Here is a 15,696-nt window from a genome sequence, read left to right as displayed (position 1 = left end):
GTCTTAACCCTTGATTTCCATTGCAGAACGGATCGCGTCCGCCAGCACATTGAACGAAATCGACGTGATGAAAATCATCACCCCGGGCAACGCCGCCACCAGTGGTTGCGTGTAGATGGCGGTCCGCAAGGTATTGAGCATCAGTCCCCACTCCGGATTCGGCGGCACCACGCCCAAACCGAGAAAAGACAAACCCGAAGCCAGGATCATCGACACCGAGATCAAGCTTGTGGCATAGACGAAGATCGGCCCCAATACATTGCCGAGCAGGTGCACGCGAACGATCGTGAAGGCCGAGGCACCGGAACTGCGCGCCGCTTCGATGAAATCGCTATTGCGCAATTGCGTGGTGACGCTTTCGGCCACGCGCACGATCTGCGGCGTGAAGACGATTGTCAACGACAGCAAGGAGTTGCCGATGCCCGAGCCGAGCGTCCCGGACAAGGCGACCGCCAACAAGACCGATGGGAAAGCGTAGAAAACATCCACCACTCGCATGATCGCCGTATTGACGAAGCCCCCCGCATAACCGGCGAAGATGCCGATAGTCCCGCCGAGAACGAAAGCGATTGCGACCGGCACGATCCCCATGAAAAGTGATAGCCGCGAACCGACGATCAGCCGGGTGAGCATATCGCGCCCCAATTCATCGGTACCGAGCACGTGCCCTGCACTGCCGATGGACTGGAGACGATGCAGCATCGACGTCTGGAAAGGATCTTGCGGCGCCAGGTGCGGCGCGAACAGCGCCATCAGGATCAGCAGCGCCACCACCGTCCCGGAGACCAGCGCGGTGGGATCGCGCCGCAGTTTCCGCAACGTACTGCGCCAGTAGTTTGGCGAACGTGGCGGTTCCATGGCGTGCTGATCCGGCGGTCCCGATGCATCGGGCCCCGGATGCGAGCTTACTGGACTGATCTGCGACATCGAAACAGGCACTCCCATGCTGGTAGAGGGATCCGCGTGCGATTTAGGCCGAGAAGAAAAAGCGCATCGTCGGGCAGGCCCGGCGTGCGCCTTTTATCCTGACGCGCTCAGCGTGCAATCCGCGGATCGAACAAGGTCTGCAATACGTCGACGATCAGGTTCAATACAACGAAGAACAGCGCCAAAACAAGGATCGTTCCTTGTAGCAAGGGATAGTCTCGTTGAAAAATCGCTGTATTCAGCAAAAATCCGGTGCCGGGCCACGAGAAAATCGTCTCGACCAGAATCGAGCCGCCCAATAGATAGCCGAGTTGTAATCCCATTACCGACAACGCGGTGGGGGCGGCATTCTTTACGACATGACGGAAAATTGCGCCCTGCCCTAGCCCGCGTGCCTGCAGCCCGACGATGAACTCCTGCGACAGAATCTCCGCCACCAGCGCGCGCGTGGTGCGGGCGATGATGCCCATCGGGATCATCGCCATCGCAAAGGCCGGAAGTACCATAAAGGAGAGATGCGCCCAATCCAGTGCCCAGCCGTCGACGCCGTCGGGACCGCCGCCTGTAGCAGGCAACCAGGGCAGCAGCACCGAGAAAACGATGACCAGGATGATGGCCAGCCAATAATGCGGAATGCTGACGCCGAGCACGGCAAAAAACGAGGCGATCTTGTCGAGCCAGGACTGCTTGAAATAGCCGCCGATAAAGCCGAAGGCGCATCCCAAAATGAAACCGATCAAGGTCGCCAGCACGGCAAGCCGCAGCGAATTGACCACGGCGGCAAGCACATCGCGGCTGACCGGTGCACCCGTCGAGATCGACGTCCCCAGATCGCCATGGAGCGCCCGCCAAATCCAACTGAGGAATTGGACCGGCAGCGGCCTGTCGAAACCGTATAGATGAATGAGTTGGGCGCGCAGCGCCTCCGACGCATCGGCCGGCAATACCGCCGATAGCGGATCACCCGGCGCCATATGCAACAGCGCAAAACACAGCAGGCTGACACCGAACATGATCGGTATCGCATACAGCACACGGCGGATCAAATAAACGAGCATCGCTTGTTCCACTTCTTATGCCCGACAACGACTCGCGAGAGCTGGCCATCAGGCACGACAGGGATCGGACGAAAGGGATGGATCGAATGGGCAAAGAAACGGTGACCACCGGCGCCGGTCCGTCGAAGACCGGTGCCGCACGCGCTTATTTCATCGACATGGTGGCAATGTCGATCAACCAGTTTTTGGGCTGCACCACGCCGCCGACCTTGGCGGAAATGGCGCGTGGTCCGACGTCATGTGCGACCCATAGGAAGGCCGCCTGATCGATCATATAAGCATTCAAATCGCCGAGCGCCTTATCGCGCGCCTTGGCGTCGAATGACGATCGCGCTTCGCCGACCAACTTCTCGGTGGTGTCGTCACTGTAGTAACCCCAGTTATTCGATACCGGCGGGAACGTGCTCTTGCTGGCGAAACGCACCATCCCGAAAAACGGATCCATCGAATTGAAGCTGACGTTGATCGCATTGGCACCGTGTGCCACCGGATCCTTTGCCCCCAGACGCCAGTTCGTGAACAGCGTATTCCAATCCACGGTGTCCAGCGTCACATTGAAATAGCACTGCTTCAGGTTCTCCTGAATGTACTCGTTCATCTGCTGCGGCTGCATCTGACCAGACCCGGACGGTGACACCTGCACTTTGATCTGTGCCGGCTTTGCCGCGGAGTAGCCCGCGTCCGTCATCAACTTCTTCGCTTCGGTCGGATCGTACTTGATGTTAAACGAAGGATTGCCGCGCCACGGATCGCCCGGTTCGTAGGTGCCTGTCGCTTCCGCCATATAGCCGCCCAACAGCGTTTTCAAGCCGGCACGATCGACGCAGAGATTCGCCGCTTTTCGCACGCGGATATCTCGCCAGGGCGAGCCTTCCAGATAGGAGAACTGCCAGGGCCAATTGTGCGGTTGAATATTGGCATAGACCTTGAAACCGCGCGATTTCAATTGCGGGATTGCGTCGGGTGCCGGCGCCTCGATCCAATCGACCTGCCCCGATAGCAAGGCCGCGGTCCGTGCGCTGGCCTCCGGCATCGGCAACAGAATCACCTTGTCGATCTTGGGTCGACGCTTCGGATCCCAGTACGCATCGTTCTTGACCAATTCGAGGCGCTGGCGCGGCACGAAACCGGTCACCTTGAACGGCCCGGTGCCCGCAGGACTGGCGGCAAACGTCGCCCAGGCCGCCTGGCTGCGCTTGGCCGGATCGCTCACCGAGGCGGGCACCGCCGTCAGATCCTTTTGCCACTGCGACGGCGAGGCGAAATAAAGATTCACCATCGCATACGGAAAAAAGGAATCGACGAGATTCGTCGTGAACTCGACGGTCGTGTCGTCGATCTTGCGCACCGCCTTCAATGTGGGCAGACGCGAAAGCGTCAAACCGGCCTGGCGCGGATCGTATTGCGGCGCCGACTTGTCCAGCACCTTGTTGACATTCCAGACGACGGCATCGGCGTTGAACGGCGTACCGTCATGAAATTTGACGCCACTGCGGAGCTTGAAAATCCATTTCGTCTTGTCGCCGGCATCGACGTGCCAATCCGTTGCGAGATCGGGAATCAGACCGCTGGGCGCATCCGACTTGCTCAGATCCCATTGGATCAAAGAGTCGAAGATCGTGATACCGGTGAAGCGATTGCCTTCATAGCCCTGATCGGGCTGCCCGGCCGTGTACGGGATATCGGCAGCCGTCATCGCGATACGCAAGGTCGACTCGGCATAGGCCGCACCAACTTGCATCATGCCTAATGCTGTGGCGACAGCCATCGCCAGCAGCGGCCGCTTATGCCGCGATCCGTATGCCAGCCCCACTCCTTCGGTTACGTCCTTGCCCGCCATCTTCACCACTCCCCGGAATGCGCGTTGATCGACTGGATAGCCCGCCGCGTCCTCGATGAAATCAATCGCACTCATCTATGAGGACTACGAATCGGATTTATGCGATACATGGGCGCGGTGCGTTTGACCGCTCGTCGCAATGCCCATGGACAATGCATCGTATGAAGGAAAAATTGACTTGTCCAACGCTGTCAAATGCGCGGTCGTCCGCGTGGCGCGATCGGCGCGCCGCGTGAACCGCTCACGGGAATGCAGGAATGGCGACGCGGGACGCTGATTTTTTTAATTTGACAGGCTGTAAAAGACGCCTATCAAGCCGGCGAACGGCGGGACGCCTTATGGCACAACCCTGCATTGCCCAAACGTTTGCGTAGACGCTTGGTCGTGTCAAAAATCATCCTGTAACGCCGCCGATTGTCGACTTGCTGCCATGTTTGTGAGATTGCAGCAAACAAAAAGCAGGGTGCGGCGATATGCCGCACTCTGCTTTTTGTGGCGATCCACGGCGTATTGTTGCGCCTTACCGTTTACTCGACTTCAGGGATTCGTCATAGAGGGAGGATCAGACGACATCTGCCTCCTTCGTCATGTCCGGGGTTTCCTCTGCCGCTGCGACATCGCTCATCATTGACTGCTTCACCACCCTGACGGAGATCGACTTGGCGGCCGGGACATGACTACCCTCGGCGTGATGCCACAACGGGATCAAGACATTGAGCTCGGGGTAATAGCCCATCGCGCAACCGCGAGGAATATCGAAGGCGCGCGCCGATAAGCCGGTCACCCGTCTCGTCACGCCATCATTGGCCACTGTCTCGACGTTCACGCGATCGCCCGGCACCAAGCCGCGCGCTGCAATGTCGGCTTCATGCATCAATATCACCTCGCGCGTGCCGTAGACGCCGCGAAACCGGTCATCCATGCCGTAGACCGTAGTGTTGAACTGGCTGTCCCCGCGCGTCGTCATCAACTGCAGGATCGACGGGTCCGCCAGCGCAGGCAAATCGGGATCGGCCGCCAATTGCGAGACGACGGTGAAATTTGCTTTCCCGTTCGGCGTCTTCCAACTCCTTTCCGCAACCGGCAAGGGTCGATGGAAACCACCGGGTTGCCATAAGCGTTGATTGAAGTCCGCAAAGATGGCGGGGAATGTTTCCGAGATGGCATCGCGGATTCGTGCGTAATCGCCTATCCAGCCGTCCCAATCGACCGCATTCGGCGGCAATGTGGCCTTCGCAATGCCTGCCACGATCGCCGGTTCGGACAGCAATAACGGGCTAGCCGGCTCGGCGAATCCTCGCGATCCATGAAAACATCCGGTGGAGTCTTCGATCGAGACAGCCTGTTCACCACCAGCTTGGCGATCGATCTCGATTCGTCCACGACAGGGGAGGATATACGACACCTCGCCGTGCATCAGGCAACTGCGGTTCAACTTCGTGACGATATTTACCGTCAATCGCAGCTTCTTCCATGCTGCCTCCATCCGGCCCGTATCGGGAATGGCCCGCACGAAATTGCCGCCCAACATAATGAAAGCCTTCAGCCGGCCCTCTATCGCCGCCTCGCATGCGCCCACGGTATCCAAGCCTTTATCCCGGGGCGGCTCGAAGTGGAATTGCTTCGCCAAGACATCCAACGGTGCCAGTTCAGGCTTCTCCGTAATGCCGACCGTGCGCTGTCCTTGAACGTTGGAGTGCCCGCGAACCGGGCAAATGCCGGCACCAGGCTTGCCAAAATTGCCGCGCAACAACAGCAGATTGACCAACAGCTGGATCGTATCGACACCCTTGCGATGTTGCGTCAGTCCCATCCCATAAAAGGCCATCGCCGTGCGCGCGTGCATATAAGTGTGCGCGGCCGTTTCGATTTCTGCGCGCGTAACGCCACTGCGATGCGCGATTTCCGTCCAATCCGCCCCGCGCGCCTGTTCCGAGAACGCCTCGAAGCCGTGCGTGTGCGTATCGATAAATGCGGTGTCGATAATGCGATCGGTGCCAGCGTTCCGCGCCGCATCGTCGGCCTCGATGATCACCTTGCACATGCCCAGGATCACCGCCGCATCGCCGCCGATTTTTAACTGCACATATTGGGAGCTGATGGCGGTGTCGTTGCCCGGTACCAGCATTTCCGCTGGAGACTGTGGATTGACGAAACGCATCAGCCCCGCCTCGCGCACCGGATTAAAGGCGATCAGCGGCACACCGCGCTTCCGGGCTTCTTGCAACGGGTGCAACATCCGAGGCGCGTTGGTGCCGACGTTATGACCGAAATACAGGATGCAGTCGGTTTTCTCAAAATCATCGAGACCCACCGTCCCGACTGGTACGCCGATCACGGGCGGCAGCGCGACGGAGGTCGTCTCGTGACACATATTCGAGCTGTCAGGGAGGTTGTTGGTGCCATAAAGCCGCGCCAGCAACTGGTACATATACGATGTTTCCAGCGAGGCGCGCCCGGACGCATAGAACACGGCGTCGTTCGGCGCGATCGCACGCAACTCGCGTCCGATCTCTTCAAACGCCTGCTGCCACGATACCGGCACATATTTGTCGCTTGCCGGGTCCCAGCGCAGCGGGGCCGTCAACCGGCCCTGCTCTTCCAACGCCAGATCGCCCCATTCTTCGAGCTCGGCGCAGGTGTGCTCCGCAAAAAAATCGGGCGTTGCGCGTTTGTCCGTGATTTCCCAGGCGGTGGCTTTCGCGCCGTTCTCGCAAAACTCGGCGAGGTGCGGGTCGGCGGGCTTCGCCCAGGAACAACTGACGCATTGAAAGCCATCGGGCTTGTTCTGCTTCAGCAGCAATTTGGCGCCGCGCATCAAGACGTGCTCTTGCCGAAGAATCTGCGTCACCGCCTTCATCGATCCCCAGCCGCCGGCAACGTTGTCTGCGTGCGCACTGGCGTCGGCGTCGCCACGCGCCTTGTCCGAAGGCGAGACGCGCTGCTCGCGCGATTCCGGCGCGTCGCCGTTACCGGTGCTGCCGTGAGGAGTCAATCCGTCGCCTGGAAGATCGTCTTTCAACATGAATGCCTCGGATCAGTCGGGGGTTTGCGTCGGGTTTTTCGCAGCAGCGGCCGCGGCGAACGGACAACCATTTGCGGAGAAGCGATGGCGCTGCGACGCCTCATATGCGGGCTTGCGCGAACGCATGATGCCGCCGAGCGGGCGATGCGCGCTGAGGCAGTGCCAGGGCGAAAAGCCCGAGCATTGATCGATGCTGCGCTCCACTTCGGCGGACCAGGCGTCCTGTTTCGGCACGGTGATCCGCGCGACAGCGACATATGGGCTGACCGACTCAGGCCATTCTTGCGACGCATCTTCGATTGGAAACTGCTCCCGATCGGCGGCCAATTGCACCCGTATTTCCCATTCGGCATCGTTCTGGCTGAAGAATGCAACGACGGCGGCGCGCAATCCATCCGGATTGTCTTTCAAAGAAACGGCTTGGTCGGTTAAGGACTGCAGGCCCGGCGACACAGGCGCGACCGATACCTTCCCGTAATACTCGCCATATAAAAGCGGGACCATCGTGTAGAACGTTTCGCCCAGCACGTGCGTCATCGGGTGACCGCCCATGCTTTTAATGGCGCCGCTCTCGCTACCGACCTTCTCGATTAGGGACTCTGTTCCGCGCAACACGGCGGACAAGGCCACCTTCAGACCCTCGGCCTTGTCGGTCGTCTTCGCCAGCAGTTTCAGATTGCCGAGAAAGGCCTTAGGCGTCGGCGCCGTGAACTTCGGCGCGTTCTGCATCACGAAATCCTGGCTGAACGTGCCGTCGAGCCCGGCAGCCACACCACCCTCGGTGGCTGCGTCGTCGGGCAACATGATTTTAAGCGCCAGTCCGCGCGGCGTCGAAACCCGGTCGTCGAGAATGTCGCCGGGATTCGTGGAGAAACGCATGACCACCGGATAGTGGGCGGGCTTGGCGAACAAACCTTGCGCAAGCTGCGGCGGCAAGTTGTCCAGTACCTGCACGGTGCCTTTGACGATCCCATGACTCTTGGCGTGGACCGAACGCACTGCGGTGGGATAGTCTTCCGTCGTAATGGCTTGAATGGTGTGCAGCGCTTCGATCAACTCTGCCGTCGTCTGCGCTTCGTCTTCCGGAACGACTTCCATGTCAGGTTGAAAGCGAATCGGGTGCAATGCGGTCATGGGGAACCTCTTTTTGTATTTTTAAAAAAACGTTTCGCAGTATGCGATTTTCAATGCCGACGCAATTCGTGTTCCCGGGGCAACGGTTAGGTATGAGCGACCGACCGCGCTTCGCTCCTGGCCGAACCAACAGCGGCTGTTACACAACAAACCTTGCCGACCCCGCCGTTTGCACCGATACTGTATATATGTACAGTATCGGTGCAAACGATCATGGATCGACTTAAGAAGTTGGAAATCCTCGCCGACGCCGCCAAATACGACGCCTCCTGCGCCAGCAGCGGCGCGGGCGGACGCGATTCGCGCGGCAAGGAAGGGATGGGAGTAACCACTGGTCAGGGCATCTGCCATAGCTATACGCCGGACGGCCGCTGCGTCTCGCTGCTAAAGGTGCTCCTGACCAATTTCTGCCTGTACGACTGCCAATATTGCGTTAACCGGCGAAGCAGCGACGTGCAGCGCGCGCGCTTCGCGCCGGAGGATGTCGTCCGGCTTACCCTCGATTTCTATCGGCGCAATTACATCGAGGGGCTGTTTCTGAGCTCCGGCGTGATCCGCTCGTCCGACTACACGATGGAGCAACTCGTCGAAGTCGCGCGGAGTTTGCGCGAGGACCACCAATTTCGCGGTTATATCCATTTGAAGACGATCCCTGACGCAGCGCCGGAATTGATTGACCTCGCCGGCCGCTACGCGGACCGTCTCAGCGTCAATATCGAGCTGCCTACCGCTGTATCGATCGCGCGTCTCGCACCGGAGAAAAATCTCGGGACGATCCGCAAAGCCATGGCGCGCATCCGCCATCGGCAATTGGTAACGGCGGACGACACGGCAGCTTCCGGCACGGCAGACGTCGGCACATCGCCTCATGTGGACAGCACGCCGGCATCGGTACCGGTGACGCGCGCCGTCGCCGCCTCACGGGTGAATCCTGCGGCGCGCGCTCGGCCGCCCCGCTTCGCGCCCGGCGGTCAAAGCACGCAGATGATCGTCGGCGCGGACGAGGCCGACGACCGGACGATTCTCGGGACGGCCGAGACACTGTATCAATCGTATCGCTTGCGGCGCGTCTATTACTCCGCCTTCAGCCCCATTCCCAACAGCCCCGGCAGCGTCCCGCTCGCGCCGCCGCCTTTGCGGCGGGAACATCGTCTCTACCAAGCTGATTTTCTGATACGGCAATACGGCTTTACATCGAACGAGATCATGGGCAAAGAGGCCGATCTTGCACTGGATGTCGATCCGAAAATGGCCTGGGCCCTGACGCATCGCGAGCTGTTTCCCGTCGATCTGAATCGGGCCGAGCGCGGCATGATTGCCCGTGTTCCCGGCATCGGCCTACGCAATGCGGAACGCATCGTCGCCTTGCGGCAGCAACGGCGGCTGCGCTACGACGATCTCGTCCGTCTGCGGTGTGGGCTCAAAAACGCCCGTGCGTTTATCGTTGTCGATGACTGGCGCCCTCGCAATAGCGAGCAGAGCAGTGCCGCCTTGCGACAGGCCGTTGCGGTTGCCGCCACGCAGGTCCCGGTACAAGCGTCGTTGTGGTGACACTGACGTGCGCATCGTCACAATCGAGAATGACTTCGCCAGTTGGCGATCTGCGGCACGCGATCTGATCGCGGCAAACGTCGATCCGTCGTTGGTGGAATGGCGTATGGCGACGGCACGCGGAGGCGAAACACGCAACGGAGCCGGTGCACGCGACGACAGCACGTCGCCCGCGATTGGCGCGGGGCATGGCCCATCCGACGCGCCGGACGCATCCGACACCGGGCATGATGCCGATCGTCCTCCTGCCCCGCGCGATTTGAGCGCGGCGATAAATGGCTCGCTATTCGAGGAAATCGCGGCGGTCAGCGAGACGCCAGGCGTCCGCGCTGCCCGCTTCTCCCTATCCCGAGAAGCATTGAAACAGTTGCGGGCGGCGGCGCGCCATGCCGAGCCACGACGCTGGGCCTTTCTGTACCGCGTGATCTGGCGCTACGCGCACGGCGATCATTCGGCGGTGCTTCCCGGCGACGTCGATGGCGCGCGTTTGGTACGCCTCGTCCGCGACGTGTCGCGCGAATACCATCATTGGCGCGCCTTCATGCGGTTCCAAGAAGCGCGGGGACCCGATCAGACGCCCGTATTGATGGCGTGGTTTACGCCCGAGCACGACATCCTCGAACCGCTCGTCGATTATTTCGAGAAACGCTTGGGACGGGCACATTGGATCATCGCATCACCCCGCGGGCTGGCGCGCCACGATGGACAAAGCGTCGCATTCGATTGGACTCCGCGTCTGCCGCCGCCGCAACAAGAAGACGACGCCGAAGCGTTGTGGCGGACCTACTATCGGAGCATTTTCAATCCGGCGCGAGTCAATCTCGCCCTGACCCGCCAACACCTGCCCGCGCGGTATTGGAAACATCTGCCCGAGGGCGACCTCATCCCGCAACTCGCCGCGGCGGCCTCCACGGGCCAACAGCGCCATGGGCAAGCCGGCGCCTTGCGTGGCGCACACGGCAGGATTATTCCCGTGTCGGCGGACGCGGCGCAACCGCAACGCGACACGCCACACGATCTCGACGCCTGCCGGCGCTGCGCGCTATGGGAGCATGCCACGCAAGCCGTGTCGGGCAGCGGCCCGACGCAGGCGGCCCTAATGCTGGTTGGCGAGCAGCCCGGCGATCAGGAGGATCTGGCGGGTCGGCCCTTCGTCGGGCCCGCCGGTCAATTGCTGGATCGCGCCCTGCAGCGTGCCGGTATCGCGCGCGATACCGTCTATTTGACAAACGCGGTGAAGCATTTCAAATGGACGCCGCGCGGTAAGAGACGGCTCCACAAAACCCCGGCGCAACGCGAGGTGGAGGCGTGTCATCACTGGCTCGAACAAGAGATCGCCGCGAACCAGCCGCGCGTCGTCGTGGCGCTCGGCGCCACCGCCCTGGCCTCACTGGCCGGCAGCCGTCTGTCGCTTTCGAAAATTCTGAACACGCCGTTCGAACTGGATGGCCTGTGGATCGTGCCGACTTATCATCCTTCGTATGTCTTGCGCGCGCCCGATGCGGACGTCCGCGACAAGGCCGAAAACGCTTTGACCGAAGCGCTGGCGATTGCGCTGACCTTATCTCGGTAGGTCCCGCGTTGCGCGCAGAGCAGCGCGCATTGTTTTGAAACTGTTCGTCATGCCATGAAAATGGTCGGGGCGCCACACTGCGCGCCCACGTCGATCAGATCACCGTGAAGAAATGCGTGGCATCGTTCTCCAACTGCGCGACCAGTCCATATTCCCATTCAAGATAGGCTTCCATCGCTTCGCGCGGCGCGTCGGTGCCTTCGTACGGCCGACGATAGCGATCCGTTCGCGGCGAGGCGAAGCGCGCCTGCACGGCCTGGGTCGCGTCGTACCCGGCGTTGGCCGCCGACGTTTCCACCGGCAGCCCGGCCTCACGCCACGCCTGGGTGCCGCCGTTCAATACATACACATCGGCGGAGGTCAGCGCTTGCAGATCGACCGCCGCATGGCGCGCCAAAGCGCTCGTGCCGCAGGTCAGCACATAACGCTCCGGCGCCACGCCGGCGGCATCCAGCGTTTTCAGCGCACCGGCGAGTTGCGCGCGCAGGGCGAACCATGCCCCCGGGATATGTCCCTTGACGAAGTTGGCCGACGCCGTGACGTCGAGCACGACGGTACGACCGTCGCCGCTCTCCAGATAAGTCGCCAGTTGCCGAGCGTCCACCAACGCCACTTCCGGCGCGATGATCGATTCGCTCGATACATCGCCGGTTTCCCGCCGTTGCGCACGATGCGCGGCATCGGCCGGATCGATGACGTAGACCTCCCATCCCATCTGCGCCAACCAGGATGCCGACATATCGGCGCGTACGCCATCGTCGTCCGCTAATAAAATCAGCGCACCGCGCACCGGCGCCGTGTGATCGGTTTCCTGCACCAGCTGGCCACCCGGCACGTTAATAAAGCCTGGCAGATGCCCGTCCCGATATTCCTCGGCGCTGCGCACATCCACGCGATAGACGGTGCGCACCGCAGCGCCGCCAGGCTGCGCCAGACCCGCCGCCTCATCGAGCGAAACCCGTCGAACCCCGGCCCGCTCGGCCACGGCGCGAGCATCGGCCTGCGCCGCCAAACGGACTTCCGGCCGCGATTCCGCATAGCGACGGCTCGCGCCCTTGTCCAACGTCAGACCCGCCAGCGTCCATCCGATGGTGCCATTGCGCAATCCGGCAACCGGATTCGGAATACCCGCATTGATCAACGATTGCGTCCCAATAATCGACCGGGTCCGGCCCGCGCAGTTCACGATGACCGTCGTTTCAGGATCCGGCGCGAGCTCACGTACGCGCAATACGAGTTCCGCGCCCGGCACGGAAATGCCGGACGGAATGCTCATCGTGTTGTATTCGTCGTAGCGGCGCGCGTCCAGGATCACCGGCGGCTTGTCGGAATCGATCAGGCGTCGCACCTCCTCGGCCGGCAACAGCGGCGTGTGTCGACGCGACTCTACCCATTCGCCAAAGGACTTCGACGGCACGTTGACGTCGATAAATGTTTCATATCCCTTCGCCTCCCACGCCGCCAATCCCCCCTCGAGCAGGTGCACATTCGTATAGCCCCACACCTCGAACTTCGCAGCAGCCAGCGGCGCCAGGTCTCGGTGCGCATCTTCACCATACAGTACGATCAGCACATCACGACGCGGCACCCGGCGACGTACCTCCAACTCCAGCTTGCCAAACGGAAAATTGGCGGCCCATAGCGGATGTCCCTTTGCATAAGGGTCCTCCTCGCGCAGATCGGCCAACAGGATTTCCTCGCGTGCCAGCAGGTGCGCACGAACCGCCTCGGCGTCGAGGAAGGGAAAGCGCCTGGCGGCGGTGGAGTGGAGCGAATCGGTCATGAGCAATAAGAACGAAGAATAGGGGCCGGAAGCGGCACGCGCGGCAAGGATCAGAAAAATGCGCCGGTGGGCGGCAGGCGCCCTTCCAGACGATTCTGACCGAGGAAGCGTTCCTTGTAGAGACGCGGATTATGAGAAGCAATCACCTTGATATTACGCCAATGTCGATCCAACCCCGCCCGGCGCGATACCGCGGACCCGGAGCCGAGATCGATCAGCCAACTGGCGACTTGCGGCGCGAGATCATCGACGACGATCTTCGCTTCCGCCGCCGACAAGGAGGCGGCCAGCACCGCATCGTATTCAGCGTCGGTGCCGATCGCGTCCCAGGCGCGCTGCAGCGCGGCGATGGTGCGATCGATCGTCGCCTCGATGCTCGCGGCATACGCGCGAATACGGCCGAGCTGCGCTTGCAACACGGCCTCTTCCGCCGGGTGCGCGTTTTCCCCGTGGTAAAAGTTGCGACCCCTTCCACGCAGCACCTCGACGGCATCGAAGGCGATGCGTCGCACGATGCCAGCGATGCAATTCGTCAGATACACCTGGTGAAAGGTGAACTTCCATGGTGCGGCCCCTTCGCGGTCCGGCGTGTCCGGCGGATAGGTCTGCGATGCCGGAACCGTCACCGATTCGAACGTCGCGGTACCGGAACCGGTGGCGCGTTGACCGAAGCCCTGCCAGTCGTCCTCGTTGCCGACACCCGGGCCGCGATCCAACACGTATTGGACGGTCTTCCCCTCGCGGCTCTCGATAGCCGTGCCGACAAAGGCATCGTTATAGAGATTGCCGGTGGCATAGACCTTCACGCCCGAGCCGGTATAACTGCCTCGCGCATCGTTCCATTCGAGTCGCGACAGCACCCGTGTCGGCCGCGCCCCGGCGGCAGGTGAATCCGTCACGGTAAAGCTCAAACCAACCGTTTTATGCGCGCCTGCCAAGGCCAGTACCTTGGCATGGAAAGGATGGTCCGCACGCCGCAACGCCGCTTCCACCTGAAACAAATGATTGCGGAAAGCGTGGGCGATATTGGAGTCCGCGGCCGCGATGTCACGCGCGACGGTAAAGAGGTCCGTCAGCGATGTGCCTTTACCGCCTGCTTCCACAGCGAGCCGAAGGGCCCCAAAACCTGCCGCTTTGAGTTCGGCGATTTCCTCGTGCGGCAAGCGTTGCGCGAATTCGCGCTCGGCCGCGCCGCGCGCGATACGCTCGATCAGCGGGGACAAGCCCAATGTGTCGGACAGCGACGAAGTCAGTGACGCGTTCGACGGCGACGCGGCCGACGGCTTCGCGTCGTCGGAGGAGGAGGAGGATGTCGACATATTCATTTCGAGATATTCACGCAGGCTCGGGCGTCCGTGACTGAATCAGGCGGCGCCCGCGAGTTCACGCGCGAAATAGGGGGTGGTGTCGGGCGATACGTTCGCCGCCTCGAAGCGCGGCAATCCCAAATTGTCCCGTAAGGTCTGCCCTTCATACGCGGTACGGAAGCGCCCGCGCCGCTGTAGCACCGGGATCACTTCGTCGGCAATCAGATCGAGGCCGGTCGGTTGCACGTCGATATTCAAATTGAAGCCGTCCGCACCCTTCGTATCGACCCAATGCAACATATCGTCCGCAAATCCCTCCGGTGTTCCGACGAAGATCCGATGACCGCCAGTGATATTCGAGAAGAGCAAGGCGCGGATATTCCAGCCATTCGCTTTCGCTTCTTTCAGCATCTCCTTGCGATGCCAGCGCGACGCGGTGGGCACCAGATGCTCGTTGGCCTCCGTTTCCCGATACGGAATCGGCGCGTCGAGATCGGCCAGCAGCGCGGCGTCGACGGCCAGGTGACGTGCCAGCTCCTCTCGCAAGGCCACGGAGTCCAACAGATCGTCGAGCCGACGCTTATGGCGCTGCGCCTCCTCGTCGGTGGACGCGAGGATCGGAAACAGCCCGGGCATGACAAGCAGATGATCGGGATTGCGACCGTAACGCGTCGCCAGTCCTTTCACCTCGGAATAAAAGCTCCGCGCGCCGTCGAGCACGCGCTGACCGGTGAACAAGGCATCGGCGTAACGTGCGCCGAAAGCCCGGCTGTCGGCGGATTGCCCCGCCTGGAAGATCACCGGGCGTCCTTGCGGCGTTTCCGGCACGGAAGACGCGCCGCGCGCACGGAAATGACGCCCTTCGTAATCCAGTTTCCGCAGCCGCGACGGGTCCAGATACACGGTCCGCTCCACGTCGGCCGCGACGGAACCTTCCGGCACGCTATCCCAGAATTGCGTGACGATCTGCACGAACTCCTCGGCGCGCTCGTATCGTTCGGCCTGGTCCCAGCCTTTGTCCACGCCATAGGCATGCAAAGCCGGTGGATTTTGAGATGTGATGACGTTCCACGCGGCGCGACCGCGGCTGACGTGATCGATCGATGCGATCTGGCGGGCGATCGTGTACGGATGACCGAACAGCGAGGTGGTCGTACATACCAGACCGATATGTCGCGTATGCGCCGACAGATGCGAGACGAGTACCGCCGGATCCAAGGCGCGCCAGGGGCGCGTGTAGGATTCGGAGACGAGGCCGCCGGGATTGTCGGCGAGAAATATCGCGTCGAGCAAACCGCGCTCCGCCGCTTTGGCGATGGCGACGAAATGGTCGATATCGGTGGACAGCGCCGCCTTGTCGTCAAACGTTTTCCAGGCCGCGTCATGGCGCCCCGAAGCAAGCACGTTGACGCCCAAACGGATGTGTGGCTTTGACATGATCGATTTCCGAATGTTGTCCGCTCGGCGGCGCACCTCGGCGCTTACGACGGCAGCGGTC

Annotated in this window: 10 protein-coding genes; 2 read left to right on the top strand and 8 right to left on the bottom strand. The window is 61.4% G+C overall.

Annotated features, from left to right (window positions below):
• Window positions 1–3: 3 nt before the first annotated feature.
• The 5 genes from ABEG21_RS23310 to ABEG21_RS23290 all read right to left on the bottom strand — a co-directional run bounded on the left by ABEG21_RS23310 (window position 4) and on the right by ABEG21_RS23290 (window position 7,984).
• The gene (locus ABEG21_RS23310; RefSeq protein WP_347558944.1) at window positions 4–858 is read right to left on the bottom strand and encodes an ABC transporter permease; all 855 of its coding nucleotides are present in this window, start codon (window positions 856–858) and stop codon (window positions 4–6) included.
• 176 nt (window positions 859–1,034) lie between these two features.
• Window positions 1,035–1,985, bottom strand: a complete 951-nt coding sequence (locus ABEG21_RS23305) for an ABC transporter permease (protein ID WP_347558943.1) — start codon at window positions 1,983–1,985, stop codon at window positions 1,035–1,037.
• A gap of 145 nt (window positions 1,986–2,130) precedes the next feature.
• Entirely contained in the window at window positions 2,131–3,753 is a 1,623-nt protein-coding gene (locus ABEG21_RS23300) for an ABC transporter substrate-binding protein (protein ID WP_347559070.1), read from the bottom strand.
• Between the two features lie 634 nt (window positions 3,754–4,387).
• Window positions 4,388–6,850, bottom strand: a complete 2,463-nt coding sequence (locus ABEG21_RS23295) for an FdhF/YdeP family oxidoreductase (RefSeq protein ID WP_347558942.1) — start codon at window positions 6,848–6,850, stop codon at window positions 4,388–4,390.
• A gap of 12 nt (window positions 6,851–6,862) precedes the next feature.
• Window positions 6,863–7,984 (bottom strand): catalase family protein, encoded by a 1,122-nt coding sequence (locus ABEG21_RS23290; RefSeq protein WP_347558941.1) that lies wholly within the window; start codon window positions 7,982–7,984, stop codon window positions 6,863–6,865.
• A 213-nt stretch (window positions 7,985–8,197) separates the two neighbouring features.
• On the opposite strand from ABEG21_RS23290, the gene ABEG21_RS23285 reads away from it, so the two are divergent.
• Both ABEG21_RS23285 and ABEG21_RS23280 read left to right on the top strand, forming a co-directional pair.
• A complete protein-coding gene (locus tag ABEG21_RS23285; protein ID WP_347558940.1) occupies window positions 8,198–9,535 on the top strand; it encodes a putative DNA modification/repair radical SAM protein in 1,338 nt (445 codons plus the stop codon).
• A 7-nt stretch (window positions 9,536–9,542) separates the two neighbouring features.
• Window positions 9,543–11,108 carry a UdgX family uracil-DNA binding protein gene (locus ABEG21_RS23280; RefSeq protein ID WP_347558939.1) on the top strand — a complete coding sequence of 522 codons (1,566 nt, stop codon included), beginning with the start codon at window positions 9,543–9,545 and terminating at the stop codon, window positions 11,106–11,108.
• Window positions 11,109–11,202: 94 nt separating this feature from the next.
• On the opposite strand, the gene ABEG21_RS23275 is transcribed toward ABEG21_RS23280, so the two are convergent.
• From ABEG21_RS23275 to ABEG21_RS23265, 3 genes are read right to left on the bottom strand one after another with little or no spacing between them, the layout of a single operon-like run.
• The gene (locus tag ABEG21_RS23275) at window positions 11,203–12,891 is read right to left on the bottom strand and encodes a rhodanese homology domain-containing protein (RefSeq protein ID WP_347558938.1); all 1,689 of its coding nucleotides are present in this window, start codon (window positions 12,889–12,891) and stop codon (window positions 11,203–11,205) included.
• A 50-nt stretch (window positions 12,892–12,941) separates the two neighbouring features.
• On the bottom strand, window positions 12,942–14,210 hold the full coding sequence (locus tag ABEG21_RS23270; protein ID WP_347558937.1) for an acyl-CoA dehydrogenase family protein: 1,269 nt from the start codon (window positions 14,208–14,210) through the stop codon (window positions 12,942–12,944).
• Between the two features lie 45 nt (window positions 14,211–14,255).
• Window positions 14,256–15,635: an NtaA/DmoA family FMN-dependent monooxygenase gene (locus ABEG21_RS23265; protein WP_347558936.1), complete on the bottom strand. Its 1,380-nt coding sequence runs from the start codon at window positions 15,633–15,635 to the stop codon at window positions 14,256–14,258.
• Between the last annotated feature and the right edge of the window lie 61 nt (window positions 15,636–15,696).

It is taken from the genome of Robbsia sp. KACC 23696, from assembly GCF_039852015.1.
GTDB lineage: Bacteria > Pseudomonadota > Gammaproteobacteria > Burkholderiales > Burkholderiaceae > Robbsia.
The sequence above is the reverse complement of the archived record's forward strand: the minus strand, read 5'-3'. Positions and strand labels throughout refer to the sequence as shown.